The organism is Massilia sp. Soil_C_3 (assembly GCF_057657035.1).
In genome coordinates, this window is record NZ_JBDGJG010000003.1 from 123,958 (window position 1) to 142,781 (window position 18,824).

At 63.7% G+C, this 18,824-nt stretch carries 21 protein-coding genes; 19 read left to right on the forward strand and 2 right to left on the reverse strand.

What is annotated here, in order from left to right:
• Window positions 1-20: 20 nt before the first annotated feature.
• The 4 genes from AC3A6F_RS06245 (at window position 21) to AC3A6F_RS06260 (ending at window position 3,886) form a co-directional block, all read left to right on the forward strand.
• Entirely contained in the window at window positions 21-611 is a 591-nt protein-coding gene (locus AC3A6F_RS06245; protein ID WP_487679094.1) for a tRNA-uridine aminocarboxypropyltransferase, read from the forward strand.
• 58 nt (window positions 612-669) lie between these two features.
• Window positions 670-1,845 (forward strand): PA0069 family radical SAM protein, encoded by a 1,176-nt coding sequence (locus AC3A6F_RS06250; RefSeq protein WP_487679095.1) that lies wholly within the window; start codon window positions 670-672, stop codon window positions 1,843-1,845.
• Between the two features lie 69 nt (window positions 1,846-1,914).
• Window positions 1,915-3,285, forward strand: a complete 1,371-nt coding sequence (locus AC3A6F_RS06255) for an MFS transporter (RefSeq protein ID WP_487679096.1) — start codon at window positions 1,915-1,917, stop codon at window positions 3,283-3,285.
• 19 nt (window positions 3,286-3,304) lie between these two features.
• Complete coding sequence (locus AC3A6F_RS06260; protein ID WP_487679097.1) at window positions 3,305-3,886, forward strand: AAA family ATPase; 582 nt, start codon at window positions 3,305-3,307, stop codon at window positions 3,884-3,886.
• On the opposite strand, the gene AC3A6F_RS06265 is transcribed toward AC3A6F_RS06260, so the two are convergent.
• Entirely contained in the window at window positions 3,867-4,448 is a 582-nt protein-coding gene (locus AC3A6F_RS06265; protein WP_487679098.1) for a gamma-glutamylcyclotransferase, read from the reverse strand. The two genes, AC3A6F_RS06260 and AC3A6F_RS06265, sit on opposite strands and share 20 nt — an antisense overlap.
• Before the next feature lie 52 nt (window positions 4,449-4,500).
• Entirely contained in the window at window positions 4,501-5,400 is a 900-nt protein-coding gene (locus AC3A6F_RS06270) for a LysR family transcriptional regulator (RefSeq protein ID WP_487679099.1), read from the reverse strand.
• Between the two features lie 92 nt (window positions 5,401-5,492).
• On the opposite strand from AC3A6F_RS06270, the gene AC3A6F_RS06275 reads away from it, so the two are divergent.
• The 15 genes from AC3A6F_RS06275 (at window position 5,493) to AC3A6F_RS06345 (ending at window position 18,821) form a co-directional block, all read left to right on the forward strand.
• Window positions 5,493-6,530, forward strand: a complete 1,038-nt coding sequence (locus AC3A6F_RS06275) for a fumarylacetoacetate hydrolase family protein (RefSeq protein WP_487679100.1) — start codon at window positions 5,493-5,495, stop codon at window positions 6,528-6,530.
• On the forward strand, window positions 6,527-7,171 hold the full coding sequence (gene maiA, locus AC3A6F_RS06280) for a maleylacetoacetate isomerase (protein WP_320475764.1): 645 nt from the start codon (window positions 6,527-6,529) through the stop codon (window positions 7,169-7,171). The genes AC3A6F_RS06275 and maiA overlap by 4 nt, the downstream gene beginning before the upstream one ends.
• A 308-nt stretch (window positions 7,172-7,479) precedes the next feature.
• Entirely contained in the window at window positions 7,480-8,232 is a 753-nt protein-coding gene (locus AC3A6F_RS06285; protein WP_487679101.1) for a PEP-CTERM sorting domain-containing protein, read from the forward strand.
• A gap of 430 nt (window positions 8,233-8,662) precedes the next feature.
• Window positions 8,663-9,412, forward strand: coding sequence for a PEP-CTERM sorting domain-containing protein (locus tag AC3A6F_RS06290; RefSeq protein WP_487679102.1), 750 nt, complete (start codon window positions 8,663-8,665; stop codon window positions 9,410-9,412).
• Between the two features lie 79 nt (window positions 9,413-9,491).
• Window positions 9,492-10,283: a uracil-DNA glycosylase family protein gene (locus AC3A6F_RS06295; protein ID WP_487679103.1), complete on the forward strand. Its 792-nt coding sequence runs from the start codon at window positions 9,492-9,494 to the stop codon at window positions 10,281-10,283.
• 203 nt (window positions 10,284-10,486) lie between these two features.
• On the forward strand, window positions 10,487-10,963 hold the full coding sequence (gene iscR, locus AC3A6F_RS06300) for a Fe-S cluster assembly transcriptional regulator IscR (protein ID WP_109347015.1): 477 nt from the start codon (window positions 10,487-10,489) through the stop codon (window positions 10,961-10,963).
• Window positions 10,964-10,982: 19 nt separating this feature from the next.
• Window positions 10,983-12,239: an IscS subfamily cysteine desulfurase gene (locus AC3A6F_RS06305; protein WP_487679104.1), complete on the forward strand. Its 1,257-nt coding sequence runs from the start codon at window positions 10,983-10,985 to the stop codon at window positions 12,237-12,239.
• Between the two features lie 20 nt (window positions 12,240-12,259).
• On the forward strand, window positions 12,260-12,652 hold the full coding sequence (gene iscU, locus AC3A6F_RS06310) for a Fe-S cluster assembly scaffold IscU (protein WP_005666324.1): 393 nt from the start codon (window positions 12,260-12,262) through the stop codon (window positions 12,650-12,652).
• 93 nt (window positions 12,653-12,745) lie between these two features.
• A complete protein-coding gene (iscA, locus tag AC3A6F_RS06315; RefSeq protein WP_487679105.1) occupies window positions 12,746-13,069 on the forward strand; it encodes an iron-sulfur cluster assembly protein IscA in 324 nt (107 codons plus the stop codon).
• 4 nt (window positions 13,070-13,073) lie between these two features.
• A complete protein-coding gene (gene hscB / locus AC3A6F_RS06320; RefSeq protein WP_487679106.1) occupies window positions 13,074-13,589 on the forward strand; it encodes a Fe-S protein assembly co-chaperone HscB in 516 nt (171 codons plus the stop codon).
• 184 nt (window positions 13,590-13,773) lie between these two features.
• On the forward strand, window positions 13,774-15,663 hold the full coding sequence (gene hscA, locus AC3A6F_RS06325; RefSeq protein ID WP_487679107.1) for a Fe-S protein assembly chaperone HscA: 1,890 nt from the start codon (window positions 13,774-13,776) through the stop codon (window positions 15,661-15,663).
• A 187-nt stretch (window positions 15,664-15,850) separates the two neighbouring features.
• The gene (gene fdx / locus AC3A6F_RS06330; protein WP_487679108.1) at window positions 15,851-16,192 is read left to right on the forward strand and encodes an ISC system 2Fe-2S type ferredoxin; all 342 of its coding nucleotides are present in this window, start codon (window positions 15,851-15,853) and stop codon (window positions 16,190-16,192) included.
• 7 nt (window positions 16,193-16,199) lie between these two features.
• A complete protein-coding gene (locus tag AC3A6F_RS06335; protein ID WP_487679109.1) occupies window positions 16,200-17,084 on the forward strand; it encodes a class I SAM-dependent methyltransferase in 885 nt (294 codons plus the stop codon).
• 4 nt (window positions 17,085-17,088) lie between these two features.
• Window positions 17,089-18,123 (forward strand): low-specificity L-threonine aldolase, encoded by a 1,035-nt coding sequence (ltaE, locus tag AC3A6F_RS06340; RefSeq protein WP_487679110.1) that lies wholly within the window; start codon window positions 17,089-17,091, stop codon window positions 18,121-18,123.
• Window positions 18,120-18,821, forward strand: a complete 702-nt coding sequence (locus tag AC3A6F_RS06345) for an RNA pseudouridine synthase (RefSeq protein WP_487679111.1) — start codon at window positions 18,120-18,122, stop codon at window positions 18,819-18,821. Before ltaE ends, AC3A6F_RS06345 begins: the two co-directional genes overlap by 4 nt.
• The last annotated feature ends 3 nt before the right edge of the window (window positions 18,822-18,824 follow it).

Genomic DNA, 18,824 nt, shown 5'->3' on the forward strand with positions numbered 1-18,824 from the left:
GCCGATAGCGCCGACTTGTCATGAAACGCCCGACATGCTCCACCTGCCTGCGCGCGCAATCCACCTGCATCTGCCACTGGATCGCCCACGTGGAACCGGAGGCCCGCTTGCTGGTCCTGCTGCATCCGCTCGAAGTCGGTAATGCCAAGAACAGCGGGAGATTGCTGCACCTAAGCGTGGCCGGCAGTGAGCTGGCGGTCGGCGAAGCGTTCGATGCGGAGGTGCTGGAGGGCCTGCTGCACGCCGATGGACGCACGCCGGTGCTGCTGTATCCGCAGACGCCCGATGACCGGAATATGCCACCGCCGCCGGCGCTTCCTTCGCTGCCAGCGTCGATGCTGCGCCTGGTCGTTCTCGACGCCACCTGGCGCAAGAGCCGCAAGATGCTGTACCTGAATCCGGCGCTACAGAAGTTGCCGCGGCTGGCGCTGAGCGACGTGGCGCCGTCCAACTACCGCATCCGCAAGGCGCATGCCCCGCATCAGCTGTCGAGCCTGGAAGCGGCGGCGCAGGCGCTGGGCCAGCTCGAAGGTGATGGCGGACGGTACGGAGCGTTGCTGGAGGCCTTCGACGGGTTCGTTTCGCAACAGGCATCGTACGTGCGCGCTTGAATTTGGCACGGGGGCGGCGTAATATACTGTACAAATATACAGTATTGGAGCGCCGACTATGGGCACCATCGATTTTCCACTCCAGCGCGAACCTTTCGACGACGGGCATGTCGCCCTTGCGCCGTCACCGCCGCCGCTCGCGCGCAAGGGACGTGGGGCGGTGTCGAACCTGCAAGGCCGCTACGAGGTCAACGGGCGCGAGCGCTTCGAAGACGGGTGGGCGGTCGACGAGGATGAAGCGCCGGCCTTCAAGACCGTGGTCACTGACGAGACCGCCAAGAGCATCCTGTCGCGCAATACATCGCCGGACATCCCGTTCAGCGTCTCGCTCAATCCTTATCGCGGCTGCGAGCACGGCTGCATCTATTGCTTCGCGCGGCCGACGCACAGCTATCTCGGCCTGTCGCCGGGGCTCGACTTCGAGAGCCGCCTGTTCGCCAAGGTCAACGCGCCCGAGCTGCTGCGGCGCGAGCTGGCGAAACCCGGCTACGTGCCCGAGCACATCGCCATCGGCGTCAACACCGACGCCTATCAGCCGTGCGAACGCGAGCGCAAGCTGACGCGTTCGGTGCTCGAAGTGCTGTCCGAATGCCGCCATCCGGCCGGGCTGATCACCAAGTCGTCATTGATCGAGCGCGATATCGACATCCTGGCGCCGATGGCCGCGAAGGGGCTGGCGTGCGCGGCCATCACACTGACCACGCTGGATGCGGAGATTTCGCGCACGCTGGAACCGCGCGCGGCGGCGCCGATGCGGCGGCTGCGCACCATCCGCACGCTCACCGATGCCGGTATCCCGGTGAGCGTGAGCGTGGCGCCGATCATTCCATTCGTGACCGAGCCCGAGATCGAACGCATCCTGGAAGCGGCGCGCGACGCCGGCGCGGTGGGCGCGCACTACACGGTGCTGCGCCTGCCGCACGAGGTCAATCCCTTGTTCCAGGAATGGCTGCAGGCGCACTTCCCGGATCGCGCGCAGCGGGTGATGAACCGCATCCGCGAGATGCGGGGCGGCAAGGACTACGACAGCGATTTCGCGACGCGCATGAAGGGCGAGGGCGTGTGGGCCGACCTGATCCGGCAGCGTTTCGAGAAGGCGTCGGAGCGGCTCGGTTTCTCGGATTTGCGCGGGCGCTTCGGGCGGCTCGACCGTTCGCAGTTCAGGCGGCCGCTGGTGGTGCCGTCAACGCAGAAACGGGATGCGAAAGACGCGGGGCAACTGGATCTGTTTTAGGTTGCGAGAGGGAGCGTGCGTTGGCGGCCTCCGGCGTACAATGCCGTCTGTTGCTCCTTTCTACATGCTATGGCCACCTCAGTTCCTGCAGCGCAGAGCGGACATCCCGCAAATTCCACCGGGCAGGGCGCCGCCGCAGTGACGGTGGAACAGGGCCTGCAGACCGCCGGTGTCGGCCGCTTCCAGTACCGCATTTTCACGATCTTCGGGCTGGTCTGGCTGGCCGACGCCATGCAGGTGCTGTCGATCGGTTTCAGTGCGCCGTCGATCGCCAGGACCTTCGGCTTGAGCATGCCGCAAGCCCTGCAGACGGGGACGCTGTTCTTCGTCGGCATGCTGATCGGCGCCTTCGTGTTCGGCCGGCTGGCGGACCGGATCGGCCGCCGCCCGGTGCTCCTGATCGCGGTGCTGATCGACGCCTGCTTCGGTGTGGCGTCAGCCTTCGCCCCCGACTTCACCTGGCTGCTGGCGCTGCGCTTCCTGACCGGCGTCGGCGTCGGCGCGACCCTGCCGGTGGACTACACGATGATGGCCGAATTCCTGCCCAGCGACCGGCGCGGCCGCTGGCTGGTGCTGCTCGAGTCGTTCTGGGCGCTGGGGACGATCTGCCTGGCGGTGCTGGCGCTATGGGCGGTGCAGTGGGGCGACGACGCCTGGCGCGTGATCTTCTTCGTCACCGGCCTGCCGGCCCTGGTCGGCGTGGTCCTGCGTTTTTATATTCCCGAGTCGCCCATGTACCTGCACCGTAGCGGCAAGTCCGAAGAAGCGCGCGCGGTGCTGGCGCGGGTGGCCAGGACCAATGGCCGCAATGTCGACATCCCGATGCTGCAGCCCGAACGCAGGCAGGTCACGTCGCTGTTCTCGCTGTTCCAGGACGGCCTGCGCCGCCGCAGCGTCTCGCTGTTCGCGGCATGGGCCCTGATCTCGATCGCCTATTACGGCGTGTTCGTCTACCTGCCGATCAAGCTGGGCGCCGAAGGCTTCGGCTTCATGCGCGGCCAGGAATTTTTGATCGTGCTGGCGCTGGTCCAGCTGCCGGGCTTCGCGCTGGCCGCCTATGGTGTCGAGCGCTGGGGCCGCAAGCCGACCCTGGTCGGCTTCCTGTTGCTGAGCGCCGTCGGCTGCCTTGGCTATAGCCTCGGCAGTTCCACCGCGCTGGTGGTAGGATCGACGCTCTTGATGAGTTTCGCCCTGCTCGGCACCTGGGGCGCCCTGTATGCGTTCACGCCCGAGGTCTATCCGACCCGCTTGCGCGCAACCGGCATGGGCATGGCCGGCGCGGTCGCGCGCTTTGGCGGCCTGTTCGCGCCGGCGATCGTGGCGCCGGTGATGGCGACGCACTTCACGCTGGCGCTGGTGATGCTCTCCAGCTTGTTGCTGGTCGGGGCGGTCGCCATCCTGTGCGTCGACACCGAGTCGCGCCAGCGGGCGCTGGATTGAGGATACAGAGGTGAATCGGATGGGCGTACAACAGCAGCTGGTCGACATGATCGTCTTCGTCGGCGCGGAATCGACCGGCAAATCCACATTGGCGCAGCACCTGGCGCGGCGTCTCGACGCCGGCTTCGTTCCCGAAATCGGCCGCTTCATCTGGGAAGAAAAGCAGGGCCGGCTGACGGCCGAAGATTACGTCGAGATCTCGGAACGCCACCGCGCTGCCGAAGACGAGGCGGTGAAACAGGCATCGGGTCCCTGGGTCTTCGTCGACACCAATGCGCTCACCACGCTGCTGCTCGGCCTGTGCTTCGGCCAGGTCACGGAGCCGGCGCCGCCCGCGCTGCTGCGCCATGCCGACGATTGCCGCACCCGCTACCTGCACCATTTCGTGTGCGCCGACGACATCCCGTATGAAGAAGAACCCGGCGTGCGCGAGAACGCCGACTGGAGAGCGCACATCCAGCGCCTGGTGCTGGAAGACCTCGACCGGCGCGGCATCGACTACACGGTGTTGACGGGCACGCTGGAACAGCGCGCCGCGAAGGTGATGGAAGTCCTGTCGTCGATCGAGCAGGACCGGCAGCTCAAGCGCGCAGCTGCGTAAGCTTGAGATCGGCCAGGTGCCGCTCGAGCGCGAACACATGCGGGTCGGGCTTGCCGAGTTCGCGCAAGGCTTGCGCCAGGCCCAGCAGGTATTCGCTGTTCGGCCCACTCGGGCCGCGGGCCGTGGCGATCTGGCGCGCGATGTCGACTTCGTCGGCCGGGCCGAGATAGGCTTCGTTCTCGTGCGTGGCGATGTAGACGATCCCCTCGTCGCTGCTGCCGTCGTCGAAATGCATCTCGGTCGCCAGTCGCAGGTAGCCATTCTTTTCGCGGTGATCCAGGTGCGCGAATTCTTCTGGCGTCACCAGATAGGCCATGCCGTGGCACAGCGTGCCGGCGTCGGGCACCAGGGTGACGACGCGTCCCGGCGCCGTCTCGGTGCCGCGGTGGTCGTGCGAGCCTTGCCAGAAGCGCCGCGACCAGCCGCCGATATAGGCGGGGCGCCGGTCGATGAAGGGGAAATCGGCCTTGAAGATCAGTGAACCGTAACCGAACAGCCAGACACGCTTGTGGCCGTTGAACTTGTTCATCCGCTGGTTGATCGCGATCGTATTGTGTGACATCGTGAGGTCAGGGCTAAGACAGATGCTGTTCATTGTAGCGCGCCATGCGCAATCAGCGTTGCGACCGTTTTACATATCCAAACAGGAAATTAATATAACTCTCGGCCGCCGGCGACAGCGAGCGGCCGGGGCGGGTATAGACAAAGAAGCGCCGGGTCAGCACCGGCTCATCGAGGGGACGCAACACCAGGCCGTGCAGCTTCACCAGCGGCTCTGCGTACGGCAGGCAGACCGTTACCCCGAGCCCGGCACTGACCATCGCCAGCGCCGTGGTCATGAAGGTCACCTCGTGCGCCGGTTTGATGGGCGTCTCGCGCAGCGACGCATGCATATCGTCTAATAGCCGCTCGGTGAATTGGCCCTGCAGCGAAATGAAGGGGAAATTTGCCACGTCCTGCCAGGTCAGGCGCGGCAGCGAGGCCAGCGGGTGATTCTCCGGAAACACCAGCGCGAACGGCATCTCGAACAGCTCGCGCGCCTCCAGCGGCGGCGCCGGCACCCGCTCGGGGCCGATGCCCACGTCCGCCTCGCCCGACAAGACGCGCGCGATCACGCCCTCCACTTCGGTATCGGCCAGGCGCACCTCGATCGCCGGGTGTTCCGCCCGGTAGGCGGCGATCGCCTGCGGCAACAGGGTGCACGACATCAGCTGCGGCGCCGCGATCCGCACCAGCCCCTTCTTGAGTTGCGTGTGATCGGCCACGTTAGCCAGCGCACCGTCCAGGTCATCGATCATCTGGCTAAATAGGGGGAACAGTTCGCGACCGATGTCGGTCAATACGATGCGGCGCGTGCTGCGGTCCACCACGCGCGCCCCCAGGGTCTGCTCCAGCTCCTTGATCAGCCCGGACAGCGCCGACTGCGTCACGTGGATCGCCTGCGCCGCGAGGGTGAAATTGCCGGTCTTGGCAAGGGCGACGAAGGCGCGCATCTGGCGCAGGGTTGGATTCATAAGAAAACCTGATAAATCGGGTTGAAAATACTGTTTGTATGATAGTGGCTTTTGATTTGTAATGGTGGCTACTCAGCAATAAGGAAATGCCCATGAAACTCGCCACCCTCAAATCCGGCGGCCGCGACGGCGCCCTGGTCGTCGTCAGCCGCGACCTGGTTACGTACCAAGCCGTGCCCGAGATCGCGCGCACCATGCAAGCCGCGCTGGACGACTGGGATGCGGTCGCGCCACACCTGGCAAAGGTCTACGAGCAGCTCAACGACGGCAACGCCGACGGCGCCGAATCCTTCATCGAGCAGGAATGCCACTCGCCGCTGCCGCGCGCCTACCAGTGGGCCGACGGCTCGGCCTACATCAATCACGTCGAGCTGGTGCGCAAGGCGCGCAATGCCGAAGTGCCGGCTTCGTTCTATACCGATCCGCTGATGTACCAGGGCGGCGGCGATTCCTTCGTCGGGCCCTGCGATCCGATCGCGGCCCTGTCCGAGGACTGGGGCATCGACCTCGAGGCCGAGGTGGCGGTGGTCACGGGCGACGTGCCGATGGGCGCCAGCGTGGAGCGCGCCGCAAGCGCGATCCGCCTCGTCATGCTGGTCAACGACGTCTCGCTGCGCAACCTGATCCCGAACGAACTGGCCAAGGGCTTCGGTTTCTACCAGTCCAAGCCGGCCAGCGCCTTCTCGCCGGTCGCCGTCACGCCGGACGAGCTGGGCGAGGCCTGGCACGACAGCAAGCTGCACCTGCCGCTGCTGGTCACGCTCAACGGCGCCGCCTTCGGCCGTCCGAATGCCGGCGAGGACATGACTTTCAGCTTTGCCCAGCTGGTCGCGCATGCGGCTACTACCCGCGAGCTGTGCGCGGGCAGCATCATCGGTTCGGGCACGGTGTCGAACAAACAGGGCAGCCTGCACGGTTCGAGCGTCGAGAACGGCGGGGTCGGCTACTGCTGCCTGGCCGAGGTGCGCATGTACGAAACCATCGAACAGGGCAAGCCGAAGACGCCGTACCTAGCATTCGGCGACACGGTGCGCATCGAAATGCTCGATGCCGACGGCGCCAGCGTCTTCGGCGCGATCGACCAGGAAGTCATGCTTTATAAAGAGAAGCACCAAGTGAGGCAGCGATGAAGCTCTACACCTATTTTCGCAGCTCGGCCGCGTACCGGGTGCGCATTGCGCTCAAGCTGAAGGGCATGTCCTACGATGCAGTGCCGGTGCACCTGCTCAAGGACGGCGGCCAGCACCTGCAGGACGACTACCGCAAGATCAATCCGAGCGGCCTGGTGCCGTCGTTCCAGGACGATCGCATCACGCTGACCCAATCGATGGCGATCATCGAATACCTCGAAGAGATCCATCCCGAGCCGCCGCTGCTGCCGAAGGATGCGCCGGGTAGGGGCAGGGTGCGCGAGCTGGCCCAGATCATCGGCTGCGACATTCATCCCATTAACAACCTGCGCGTGCTGAACTACTTGGTCAAGCACATGGGTCTGTCGGACCAGGCCAAGACCGAGTGGTACCGCCACTGGATCATTGAGGGCTTCCAGTCGCTCGAGGCGCACCTGGCGCGCGATCCGGGCGCCGGTCCGTTCTGCCACGGCGACCATCCGACCATCGCCGACTGCTACCTGGTGCCGCAAGTCTTCAATGCCCAGCGCTTCAATATCGACGTCTCGGCCTATCCGAACATCGACCGCATCAATTCGCTGTGCGTCGAGCTGCCGGCGTTCAGGGCGGCGCATCCGTCGCACCAGCCGGATACGGAATAGCTGCAATACGATCACGTCGTCGATGCGGTCTGATAATGCACAGCGATTGAGTCGCTGTGCATTATTTATTTATAGGCCTGCTCGTTAATATATTTTTCTCTAAAGAATGCTTATTATTCAACGAGAAAATTCTACATAATAACGACAAATTAGCTTGTTCATGTCATGGATTCCATAATTCCAGTGACCTAGAATTGATTTGCCACTTTAGAGCCGGGTAGTGCACCTGTCGGCTTCTTGCACACGATCGCGTGTGGAAGGTGGTGGCATATCAGCTTGTTTTCCCACCTATCTAATAAAGGGAAATCATGAACTTGCATAAAATAATGTATGCGTCGACGCTTTTCTTGGCGAGTAGTTTGGCGATGGCAGAGCCGGTGACATCGACTGTGGATTTTTCTCAAGGTGCGCAGGGATGGGATGGTTTGAAGAACGTGCCTGGTAGAACCTGGGTGGATACAAGCATGGGTCGTGACGCGCCAGCGTTGCGCAGCAGCCTCGATTTTTTTGGCGCCAGTTTTTTGAATAGCACTAATCAACATTATCTTGGAGATTATCGAAAACTCGGCAGCGTGAGTATCGGCCTGGACGTCGTCGCCAATTCGATCACCACCGGCGGGGGGCAATTGCCGAGAAGTCTAGTTGTAGAACTGCGCGACTATGACAACACGCCTGCGGACAAGCCCTATACCAGTGTCTGGTACAACCTGGGCGTTATCGATGCCGCTAACGGGTGGCAACACCTGTCGGTGACGATCGCGGATACCGCCGCCAGTACTTTGCCCGCAGGTTGGGGAGGATACGGTGCGTCGAATGACGGCGGTCTGCCCTCAGGCCGGACGTTTGCAGACGTGCTGTCCAGCATCGACGAGGTGGCCTTCACGACGATCGTTCCTGGAACGGGTTTCCTGTATGGGCTCTATGACATTTCGATCGACAATATTTCATTCGCCGCCGCGGCCGAGGTGCCTGAGCCGTCGAGCTACGCGCTCTTGGCGGGCGGCCTCGGTCTGTTGGGCTGTATGGCGCGACGCAGATCGCGAAGCATTCCGAGAATCTGAACGTTAGCCGGCGCTGCACACAGTATTAGCGGGGCAGGCTGTACGTTTTGCCTCCCCGCGCACAACGGTTGTGATATTCCGGATGGTCCATATCCGGGATCGTTCATTATTTAATAAACGCGCTAAACGCCGGAGAAATTTTACTAAACGATGGCGATTATGCGGTCCGAACTTTATTAACTGGTTCTCGATCGCAGGAATGATTTCTACTGAGAATAATTAAATTTCCAATAGTAAATTTGCTACATAATTATGACAATTTAGTGTCGAGATGCCGTAGACCGGTAAATATGACGGCCCTAGAATCACTTATCCATTCCCCCTGAATATATTCAGTGCACAGTAAATCGATTCCGGTTTTTGCTGGAAGGGGTGGATATTCGCCTTTTTTAAATATTCATAAGGGAAGATCATGACCTTGCATAAATTAATGTTTGTGTTGGCGCTTTCTCTGGCGGCGACCACCGTCAAGGCCGCACCGGCCTCGTCATTCGTCGACTTTTCCAACGGCGCCCAGGGATGGGAAGGCTCGCAGCCTGCCAATGGCGTAGGTGGGTCATGGATCGACACCACCCTGGGCAATGGCGCCCCTGCGCTGCACACGGTGATGGAAAATTTCGGCATCGGTTTCAGCAACCGTAACCAGAATTACGTGGGCGATTACTCGAAGCTCGGCAGCGTGACCATCGGCCTGGACATCATCGCCAATTCGATCAGTTATGTCGGCCAGCAGGTCTCGCGCAACCTGATCGTCGAGTTGCGCGACTATGACAATACGCCGGAGGGCATGCCTTACTCCAGCGTCTGGTTCGACCTGGGCGTCATCGACGCCACGCTCGGCTGGCAGCACCTGTCGGTGACGATCGAAGATACCGCGATGGCGGCCCTGCCGGCCGGCTGGGGCGGTTACGGTACGACGGATGACGCCCAGGGGCCGGGTCTCCCGCCCGGCCGTACCTTCGCCGACGTGCTGTCGAGCGTGGACGAACTGGTGTTCTCCACCCTCGTTCCCGGCTGGTTCTACGGCTTCACCGACTTCGACGTCGCGATCGACAATATCTCGGTCAGCGCTGGCGTAGCCGAGGTGCCGGAGCCGTCGAGCGTCGCGCTGATGTTCGGCGGCCTCGGCATGCTGGGCTGGATGGCGCGCCGCCGCTCGCGCCCTACGCCGCGGGGCTGACCGACAGCCAGCGGAAGGCTGGCGAACCGGATCGACGGGGCGGGATACAATCCGGCCTCGTCTTTTTTACCGGTACGCCATGACTTCCGCCGACGCCTCCAAGCCTTCTTCCCAGATTCCCGCCCCGATCCTGCAAGCCCTCGACCTGGCCGACGCTTCCTGGCGTCCCGTCCTCGTAGCCGGCCTCGAGGCCGTCGCCCGCGCCAATCCCGGCTACCTGCCGGCGCTGGCCGTCGACGACTACCTGCCTACCGAACATCGCCTGTTCGCCGCCTTCGCCCAGCCACTCGACAAGGTCCGCTACGTATTGGTGGGCGAGGGCCCATACCCGCGCGCCGCGAGCGCGACCGGCGTCTGTTTCATGGATGGGGCGGTAGGAGAGTTATGGTCCGAGAGCGGCCTGTCGAAGCCGGTCAACCGCGCGACCTCGCTGCGTAATTTCATGAAAATGCTGCTGGTGGCGAGCGGCCAGTTGCAGCCTGACGCGACCGGCGGCGCAGCGCTGGCGCCGATCGCCCAGGCGGCCAGGGACGATGGCGCGATCCAGACCCTGGCTGAACTGCAGGACAATCTGCACGGGCACGGCTTCCTGCTGCTGAACGCAGCGTTAGTGTTCCGTAAACACGTCGCGCCGGTCATCGATGCGCGCGCCTGGTTGCCGTTCCTGCAAACGGTGCTGGCGGCGCTGGGCGAGCGGCCCGAGCCACCGACCCTTGTCCTGTGGGGCAAGATCGCCGAACAACTGAAAAAGCTGCCCGAGACGGCCGCCTTCCCGCAGGCGCTGGCCGAGCATCCCTACAACCTGAGCTTCATCGGACACGCGGGTATGCAACAGCTGTTTGGCCCGATGGCGCTGTTGCGCAAGCGATAACGGCGGGCGTCGCAGGAGTCAGGCGAAAGGGGGAGAAGGTGGGTGGCCCATTTTGGGGGGCGCCAAGACAAGATGTCCGCGATTTGCTATACTTGACTAAATCGTTCAACTAATCGGGTTTTTAGCCTGGTCCCGCAAGAGAAGTCGGCGGCAGTACGGGATAGTTGGGCAAGAGGAATATTTTAACATTAACCGGGGTTGTAATGCGTCTGACCACCAAAGGCCGTTTTGCTGTTACCGCGATGATCGATCTTGCCATGCGTCAAGGCAATGGTCCGGTCACGCTGTCGGGCATCAGCCAGCGCCAGGCCATTTCGCTGTCCTACCTGGAGCAGCTGTTCGGCAAGCTGCGCCGCCACGAGATCGTCGAATCGATCCGCGGCCCGGGTGGCGGCTACAGCCTGGCACGGCCGGCGGGCAAGGTGACGGTGGCCGACATCATCATCGCCGTCGACGAGCCGCTGGATGCGACCCAGTGCGGTGGCAAAGAGAATTGCCATGGCGCCCATACCGATGGCGCCCGCTGCATGACCCACGAATTGTGGACCACGCTGAACGAAAAAATGGTCGACTACCTCGATTCGGTGTCGCTGCAAGACCTGGTCGACCAGCAGCGTCAAAAAGAACAGAACGTCGTGCACGTGCACCGTGGCGCCCCGGCCGCCGTCGGAACAAACTGAAGCTTACTGGAGTGAATTGATGAACGCGCCTTTGGACAAGAAAACCGAGCAGAGCTTCGCGACTGCGCCCCATTTCCCGATCTACCTGGATTATTCGGCCACTACGCCGGTCGATCCACGCGTCGCGGATGCCATGATCCCGTTCCTGCGCGAGCAGTTCGGCAACCCGGCCTCGCGCAGCCACGCCTACGGCTGGAGCGCTGAGGCGGCGGTCGAAGAGGCGCGCCAGAACGTCGCGAACATGGTCGGCGCCGATCCGCGCGAGATCATCTGGACCTCGGGCGCGACCGAGAGCAACAACCTGGCGCTCAAGGGCGCGGCCCAGTTCTACAAGACCAAGGGCAAGCACATCATCACGGTCAAGACCGAGCACAAGTCGGTGCTCGACACCGTACGCGAACTCGAGCGCGTCGGCTTCGACGCCACCTACCTCGAGCCGCAAGACAACGGCCTGATCACCGTCGAGCAGCTGCAGGCGGCCCTGCGTCCGGATACCATCCTGGTCTCGGTCATGCTGGTCAATAACGAGATCGGCGTGGTCCAGCCGATCGAAGAGCTGGCTGCGCTGTGCCGCTCGAAAGGCATCATCTTCCACTGCGACGCCGCGCAAGCCGTCGGCAAGGTGGTCATCGACCTCGAAAAATCGAAGGTCGACCTGATGACCTTCACCGCGCACAAGGTCTACGGCCCGAAGGGCGTCGGCGCCCTGTACGTGCGCCGCAAGCCGCGCGTGCGCCTCGAAGCGCAGATGCACGGCGGCGGTCACGAGCGCGGCCTGCGTTCGGGCACCCTGCCGACCCACCAGCTGGTGGGCATGGGCGAGGCGTTCCGCCTGGCGAAAGAAGAGATGGACGGTGAGCTGGTGCGTATTCGCGCGCTGCGCGACCGCCTGGCCAAGGGCCTGCTCGAGATCGAAGAAGTCTATATCAACGGCGACATGGACCAGCGCGTGCCGCACAACCTGAACGTCTCGTTCAACTATGTCGAAGGCGAGTCGCTGATCATGGCGGTCAAGGACATCGCCGTATCGTCCGGTTCGGCCTGCACCTCGGCCAGCCTGGAACCATCGTATGTGCTGCGCGCCCTGGGCCGCAGCGACGAACTGGCGCACAGCTCGATCCGCTTCACCATCGGCCGCTTCACGACCGAAGAAGAGATCGACTTCGCCGTCAACCTGCTGAAAGCCAAGGTTGGCAAATTGCGCGAACTGTCGCCGCTGTGGGACATGTTCAAGGAAGGGATCGACTTGAATTCGATCCAATGGGCAGCCCACTAAATCACTGAAGGAGCATCACCATGGCATATTCGGACAAAGTACTCGACCACTACGAAAACCCGCGCAACGTCGGCGCCTTCGACAAGGGCGACGATGCAGTCGGCACGGGCATGGTCGGCGCGCCGGCCTGCGGCGACGTCATGAAACTGCAGATCAAGGTCAACGACCAGGGCCTGATCGAAGACGCGAAGTTCAAGACCTATGGCTGCGGTTCGGCCATCGCATCGAGCTCGCTCATCACCGAATGGGTGAAGGGCAAGAGCCTGGACGAGGCGCTGGCGATCAAGAACACGCAGATCGCCGAAGAACTGGCCCTGCCGCCAGTCAAGATTCACTGCTCGATCCTGGCCGAAGACGCGATCAAGGCCGCCGTCGCCGACTACAAGGCGAAGCACGAGAAGGCAGCAGCGTAATGAACGTAGGGTGGACGGCTTCGCCGTCCACGCGTTCACGTTCAACGGCATTGCAGCAGCGTTGGAATATTTAGAGAAGAGCTGGAGAAGCACATGGCAATCACCCTGACCGAAAAAGCCGCGAAGCACGTCAACCGTTACCTCGAACGCCGGGGCAAGGGCATCGGCTTGCGCTTCGGTGTGCGCACCACCGGCTGCTCCGGCCTGGCCTACAAGCTCGAATACGTCGATGTGAGCGCCGCCGAAGACGCGGTGTTCGAGTCGCACGGCGTCAAGGTCTTCGTCGACCCTAAAAGCCTGGCCTACATCGACGGCACCGAACTCGATTTCGCCCGCGAAGGGCTCAACGAAGGCTTCCGCTTCAACAACCCGAACGTCAAGGACAACTGCGGCTGCGGCGAGAGCTTCCGTATTTAAGCCGATGCAGAATCACTTCGACCTGTTCCAGCTGCCGGCCCAATTCGAGGTCGACCAGGACGCCCTCGATTCCGCCTACCGCGAAGTCCAGGGCCGCGTCCACCCGGACCGCTTCGTCAATGCCACCGACGCCGAAAAGCGTGTCGCGATGCAGTGGGCGACCCGCGCCAACGAGGCCTATCAAACGCTGCGCAACCCGCAGAAGCGCGCGCAATACCTGTGCGAACTGAACGGCGTCGACCTGCAGACCGAGTCGAATACGGCCATGCCGCCTGCCTTCCTGATGCAGCAGATGGAATGGCGCGAGGAGCTCGAGGACGCGCGCGCGGCCAAGGACGCCATTGCGCTCGACCGCCTGGAAGCGCAGCTGCGCGCCGAGCGCAAGAATATCTTGGTTGCGGTCGAGCGGCAGCTCGACGCTGGCGACTACGTCGGCGCGGCACAAGGCGTGCGCTCGCTGATGTTCCTGGATAAATTCGGCGACGAAGTCCAGTACGCATTCGAGGCCATTGACGCGTAGGGTTGGCGGCTCCGCCGCCGACGCGGTGATAGTTGGAGGCAAGTTCATCCGGCGCAATAACGGAGCCGATAACAATCGCCGCGTCGGCGGCTCCGCCGCCAACCCTACGGCGTCGCAATGCGTCCCAGCGTAAAATAGCTGTCGCTCCGTCCCGGCGCAGAAAAACAATATTGGTATCACGACTATGGCACTCCTCCAAATCGCCGAACCCGGCATGTCCACCGCCCCGCACCAGCACCGCCTGGCCGTGGGCATCGACCTGGGCACCACCAACTCGCTCGTCGCCACCGTCCGTAGCGGCAGCCCCGAAGTGCTGAGCGACGAAGAGGGCCGTTCGCTGCTGCCGTCGATCGTGCGCTACCTGCCGAACGGCCACGCCAACATCGGCCACAAGGCGCGCGTGCACCAGACCACCGACCCGAAGAACACCATCGTCTCGGTCAAGCGCTTCATGGGCCGCGGTCTCAAGGACATCGCCCACGCCGAAAACCTGCCTTACGACTTCGTCGATGGCCAGGGCATGGTCCAGCTGAACACCGTCGCCGGCGTGAAAAGCCCGGTCGAGGTGTCGGCCCAGATCCTGGCCACGCTGCGCCAGCGCGCCGAGGATTCGCTGGGCGACGACCTGGTCGGCGCCGTGATCACCGTGCCGGCCTATTTCGATGACGCCCAGCGCCAGGCCACCAAGGACGCGGCCCAGCTGGCCGGCCTGAACGTGCTGCGCCTCTTGTCCGAGCCGACCGCCGCCGCCATCGCCTATGGCCTCGACCATGGCAAAGAGGGCGTCTTCGCGGTCTACGACCTGGGCGGCGGCACCTTCGACATTTCGATCCTCAAGCTCTCGAAGGGCGTGTTCGAGGTGCTGTCGACCGGCGGCGATTCGGCCCTGGGGGGCGACGATTTCGACCACCGGCTGTTCTGCTGGATCACCGAGCAGGCCAAGCTGGCGCCGCTGTCGGAGCACGACACCGCGACCCTGATGGTCAAGGCGCGCCAGGCCAAGGAACTCTTGTCGACCAATGAAGAAACGACGGTCGAGGCGATCCTGAAGTCGGGCGAGATCGTGCAGGTGTCGGTCACCGCCGAAGTGTTCTCCGAGATCACCAAGCACCTGGTCGGCAAGACCATGAATGCGATCCGCAAGGCGATGCGCGATGCGAGCGTCAATGTCGACGACGTCGACGGCGTCGTGATGGTCGGCGGCGCGACGCGCATGCCGCACGTGCGCCGCGCCGTCTCGGAATTCTTCCAGACCATCCCGCACGCCAATATCGACCCGGACCGCGTGGTGGCGCTGGGCGCCGCGATCCAGGCCGACCAACTGGCCGGCAACCGCGCCGAGGGCGACGACTGGCTGCTGCTGGACGTGACCCCGCTGTCGCTGGGCATCGAGACGATGGGCGGCCTGGTCGAGAAGATCATTCCGCGCAATTCGACGATCCCCGTGGCGCGCGCCCAGGAATTCACGACCTTCAAGGACGGCCAGACGGCGCTGGCGGTGCACGTGGTGCAGGGCGAGCGCGAGCTGGTGTCGGACTGCCGTTCGCTGGCGCGCTTCGAGCTGCGCGGCATTCCACCGATGGCGGCCGGCGCGGCGCGCATCCGCGTCACGTATCAGGTCGACGCCGACGGCCTGCTGTCAGTGGCGGCGCGCGAAATGCGTTCGGGCGTGGAAGCGTCGATCACGGTCAAGCCATCCTATGGCCTGGCTGACGACGACGTGGCGCGCATGCTGCAGGAGTCGTACAGCTCCGCATCGGAAGACATGCAGATGCGCGCGCTGCGCGAAGAGCAGGTCGAGGCCGAGCGCATCCTGCTGGCGACCCAGTCGGCGCTGGACGCCGACGTGGATCTGCTGGCGCCGGAAGAGCAGGCCGCGATTGGCCAGCAGCTGCAGGCGGTGCGCGATGCGGTGACGGCGTCGAACGACGCGTCGACCGCAGCGGGCCAACGCCAGGATGCCTTGCACAATGCGGTGCAGGCACTGGCCAGGGGCACCGAAGAATTCGCCGCCCGCCGCATGGACAAGAGCGTGCGCAAGGCGCTGGCGGGCAAGTCGCTGGACGAGATCTAACGCGATCGCCCGCACGTCGTTCCCGCGAAGGCGGGAACCCAAGTTTGCTCGCTCTGCCAGTAGCATCGATAGTAGCTGGGGCGCCAAGGACTTGGGTTCCCGCCTTCGCGGGAACGACGGATCGGAAGCAGCGGCATAGAATAAGCAGTAGCGCACCACACACAACATACCAACCGAGGTAACCCAAGTGCCACAAATCGTCATCCTCCCACACCCGGTGTTCTGCCCCGACGGCGCCGTGCTCGAAGCGCCTAGCGGCAAGTCGGTCTGCGACGTCCTGCTCGACAACGACATCGACATCGAGCACGCCTGCGACCGCGTCTGCGCCTGCACCACCTGCCACGTGATCGTGCGCGAAGGTTTTGAATCGCTGAACGAGCAGGAAGAAAAGGAAGAAGACATGCTCGACAAGGCCTGGGGCCTGGAGCCGAATTCGCGCCTGTCGTGCCAGGCGATCGTCGCGGAAGAAGACCTGGTGGTCGAGATCCCGAAATACACGATCAACCACGCCGCAGAAAAGAACCACTGAGCCGTCCATGAAGCGTGTTGAGCAAGCCAAAAAAGTCCCGGCGCCACAGGAACTGCCGCCGGAGGTTCGTCCCGGCCAGTCGATCGAGCTGCTCAAGGAGCTGCACATCCTGACCCGCGACGGCAAGTTGAACCAGGACAGCCGCCGCAAGCTCAAGCAGGTATACCACCTGTACAACTTCATCGAGCCGCTGCTGCGCGACGTGAAGAACGAGAAGGGCAGCGTCTCGCTGGTCGACCATGGCGCCGGCAAGTCCTACCTCGGCTTCATCCTGTACGACCTGTTCGTCAAGGGGCAGGAGCAGGGCTCCCACATCTACGGCATCGAGACCCGCGAAGAGCTGGTCAGCAAATCGACCGAGCTGGCCGCGCGTTTGGGTTTCAATGGGATGTCGTTCCTGCCGCTGTCGGTGGCCGAGTCGACCACCTCGACAGAACTGCCCCAGACAATAGACATCGTCACCGCGCTGCACGCCTGCAACACCGCCACCGACGACGCCATCGACTTCGCCCTCAAGAAGAAGGCCAGGCACATGGTGCTGGTGCCGTGCTGCCAGGCCGAAGTCGCCACCGTGCTGCGCAAGAACAAGGGCAATGACATCAAACGCAGCGCGCTGACCGAGATCTGGCGCCACCCGATCCACACCCGCGAGTTCGGCAGCCAGATCACCAATGTTCTGCGCTGCCTGCAGCTCGAGGCCCATGGCTACCAGGTCACGGTCACCGAACTGGTGGGCTGGGAACACTCGATGAAGAACGAGTTGATCGTCGCCACCTATAAGAACCTGCCGCGCCGCCGGCCGAGCGAACGCCTGCACGAAGTGCTGCACGAGGTCGGTCTGGATGAAATGAAGAGCCGTTTTTATACCCCGCAAGCCGAGACCACGGAATAAGAAGATGAGCCAAGACCAACAGCGCTGGATCGACCTGCGTAGCGACACCGTGACCCAGCCGAGCGCCGCGATGCGCGCCACCATGGTGGCCGCCCCGGTCGGCGACGACGTCTACGGCGACGACCCGACCGTCAACCGCCTGCAGGACTATGCGGCCGAGCTGTTCGGTTATGAGGCCGGCATGTTCGCCCCGAGCGGCACCCAAACGAACCTGATTGCGCTGATGACCCACTGCGGCCGCGGCGACGAATACCTGGTCGGCCAGGAAGCGCACACCTACAAGTACGAAGGCGGCGGCGCCGCAGTGCTGGGCAGCATCCAGCCGCAGCCGATCGCGAACCAGCCGGACGGCTCGATCGCCCTGGCGGACATCGAGGCCTATATCAAGCCGGACGATATGCACTTCGCCCGCACCCGCCTGCTGGCGCTGGAAAACACCATCGGTGGCCGCGTGCTGAGCCAGGAATACATCGCTGCGGCGACCACGCTGGCCCACGACAAGGGCCTGGCGACCCACCTCGATGGCGCCCGCATCTGCAACGCCGCCGTCAAGCAGGGCATCAGCCTGGTTGATGCCGTAAAAGGTTTCGATACGGTGTCGGTGTGCCTGTCCAAGGGCCTCGGCGCGCCGGTCGGCTCGGTCCTGCTGGGGCCGAAGTCCCTCATCGAGCAGGGCAAGCGCTGGCGCAAGATGCTGGGTGGCGGCATGCGCCAGGCCGGCGTGATCGCCGCCGCGGCCCATTATGCGCTGGAGCACAACGTCGCGCTGCTCGCCAACGACCACGATAACGCAGCCGAACTGGCGCGCGGCCTGGCCAGGATTGAGCAGCTCAGCGTCGGCACGCCGCAGACGAATATCTTCTGGATGGACGTGCCGGCCGCCGCCTGCGCGCCGCTGCGCCAGGCACTGGAGCGCGCGCAGATCCGCGCCACGGTCGGCCCGAAAATGCGCCTGGTGACGCATCTCGATATCTCGAACGCCGACATCAAGCGCACCATCGACGTATTCACCGAATTTTTCTCTGATTGGCACGCATGACCGCACCATCGAACACCGACGACGGCATCCGCCTCGCGAAACGCGTCGCTGACGTAGCGGGGTGCTCGCGCGCCGACGCCGAGCGCTATATCGCGGGCGGCTGGGTCAGCGTCGATGGCGTGGTGGCCGAAGATCCCGCCACCCGCGTCACGGCCGGGCAACAGGTCCTGATGCTGCCGGGCGCGACCCCGGTCGAGCCTGAGCCGGTCACCATCCTGCTGCACAAGCCGGCCGGCGTCGATCAGGACGCGCTGCTGGCGGCGATCGGCGCCGACACGCAAGTGCTGGACAATGGCTTCGGCAAGCCTTTCCTGCGCCGGCACCTGTTCAAGCTGGCGCTGGCGACGCCGCTCGAGACGACGGCATCCGGCCTGGTCGTGTTCAGCCAGGACTGGCGCGTGATGCGCAAGCTGGTTGAAGATGCGCCGCGCAACGAGTACGAATACGTGGCCGAGGTGGACGGAAAGATCGCCGAGGGTGGCCTCGATAAACTGGGCCGCATGTTCCGCGCCAGCTGGCAAAGCGAGGCCCGCCTGCGCATCGCGGGCAAGAACATACAGCGCGGCCAGATCGAGCGCCTGTGCGGCGACGTCGGCCTGAAGGTCACCGCGCTGCGCCGCCTGCGCATCGGCCGCATTTCCATGGGCAGCCTGCCGCCGGGCGGCTGGCGCTACCTGCGCGACGTCGAGCGCTTCTGATTC

Coding starts and splice junctions, on each gene's coding strand:
- AC3A6F_RS06245 (WP_487679094.1), top strand. CDS start 21: ATGAAACGCCCGACATGCTCCACCTGCCTGCGCGCGCAATCCACCTGC.
- AC3A6F_RS06250 (WP_487679095.1), top strand. CDS start 670: ATGGGCACCATCGATTTTCCACTCCAGCGCGAACCTTTCGACGACGGG.
- AC3A6F_RS06255 (WP_487679096.1), top strand. CDS start 1,915: ATGGCCACCTCAGTTCCTGCAGCGCAGAGCGGACATCCCGCAAATTCC.
- AC3A6F_RS06260 (WP_487679097.1), top strand. CDS start 3,305: ATGGGCGTACAACAGCAGCTGGTCGACATGATCGTCTTCGTCGGCGCG.
- AC3A6F_RS06265 (WP_487679098.1), bottom strand. CDS start 4,448: ATGTCACACAATACGATCGCGATCAACCAGCGGATGAACAAGTTCAAC.
- AC3A6F_RS06270 (WP_487679099.1), bottom strand. CDS start 5,400: ATGAATCCAACCCTGCGCCAGATGCGCGCCTTCGTCGCCCTTGCCAAG.
- AC3A6F_RS06275 (WP_487679100.1), top strand. CDS start 5,493: ATGAAACTCGCCACCCTCAAATCCGGCGGCCGCGACGGCGCCCTGGTC.
- maiA (WP_320475764.1), top strand. CDS start 6,527: ATGAAGCTCTACACCTATTTTCGCAGCTCGGCCGCGTACCGGGTGCGC.
- AC3A6F_RS06285 (WP_487679101.1), top strand. CDS start 7,480: ATGAACTTGCATAAAATAATGTATGCGTCGACGCTTTTCTTGGCGAGT.
- AC3A6F_RS06290 (WP_487679102.1), top strand. CDS start 8,663: ATGTTTGTGTTGGCGCTTTCTCTGGCGGCGACCACCGTCAAGGCCGCA.
- AC3A6F_RS06295 (WP_487679103.1), top strand. CDS start 9,492: ATGACTTCCGCCGACGCCTCCAAGCCTTCTTCCCAGATTCCCGCCCCG.
- iscR (WP_109347015.1), top strand. CDS start 10,487: ATGCGTCTGACCACCAAAGGCCGTTTTGCTGTTACCGCGATGATCGAT.
- AC3A6F_RS06305 (WP_487679104.1), top strand. CDS start 10,983: ATGAACGCGCCTTTGGACAAGAAAACCGAGCAGAGCTTCGCGACTGCG.
- iscU (WP_005666324.1), top strand. CDS start 12,260: ATGGCATATTCGGACAAAGTACTCGACCACTACGAAAACCCGCGCAAC.
- iscA (WP_487679105.1), top strand. CDS start 12,746: ATGGCAATCACCCTGACCGAAAAAGCCGCGAAGCACGTCAACCGTTAC.
- hscB (WP_487679106.1), top strand. CDS start 13,074: ATGCAGAATCACTTCGACCTGTTCCAGCTGCCGGCCCAATTCGAGGTC.
- hscA (WP_487679107.1), top strand. CDS start 13,774: ATGGCACTCCTCCAAATCGCCGAACCCGGCATGTCCACCGCCCCGCAC.
- AC3A6F_RS06335 (WP_487679109.1), top strand. CDS start 16,200: ATGAAGCGTGTTGAGCAAGCCAAAAAAGTCCCGGCGCCACAGGAACTG.
- ltaE (WP_487679110.1), top strand. CDS start 17,089: ATGAGCCAAGACCAACAGCGCTGGATCGACCTGCGTAGCGACACCGTG.
- AC3A6F_RS06345 (WP_487679111.1), top strand. CDS start 18,120: ATGACCGCACCATCGAACACCGACGACGGCATCCGCCTCGCGAAACGC.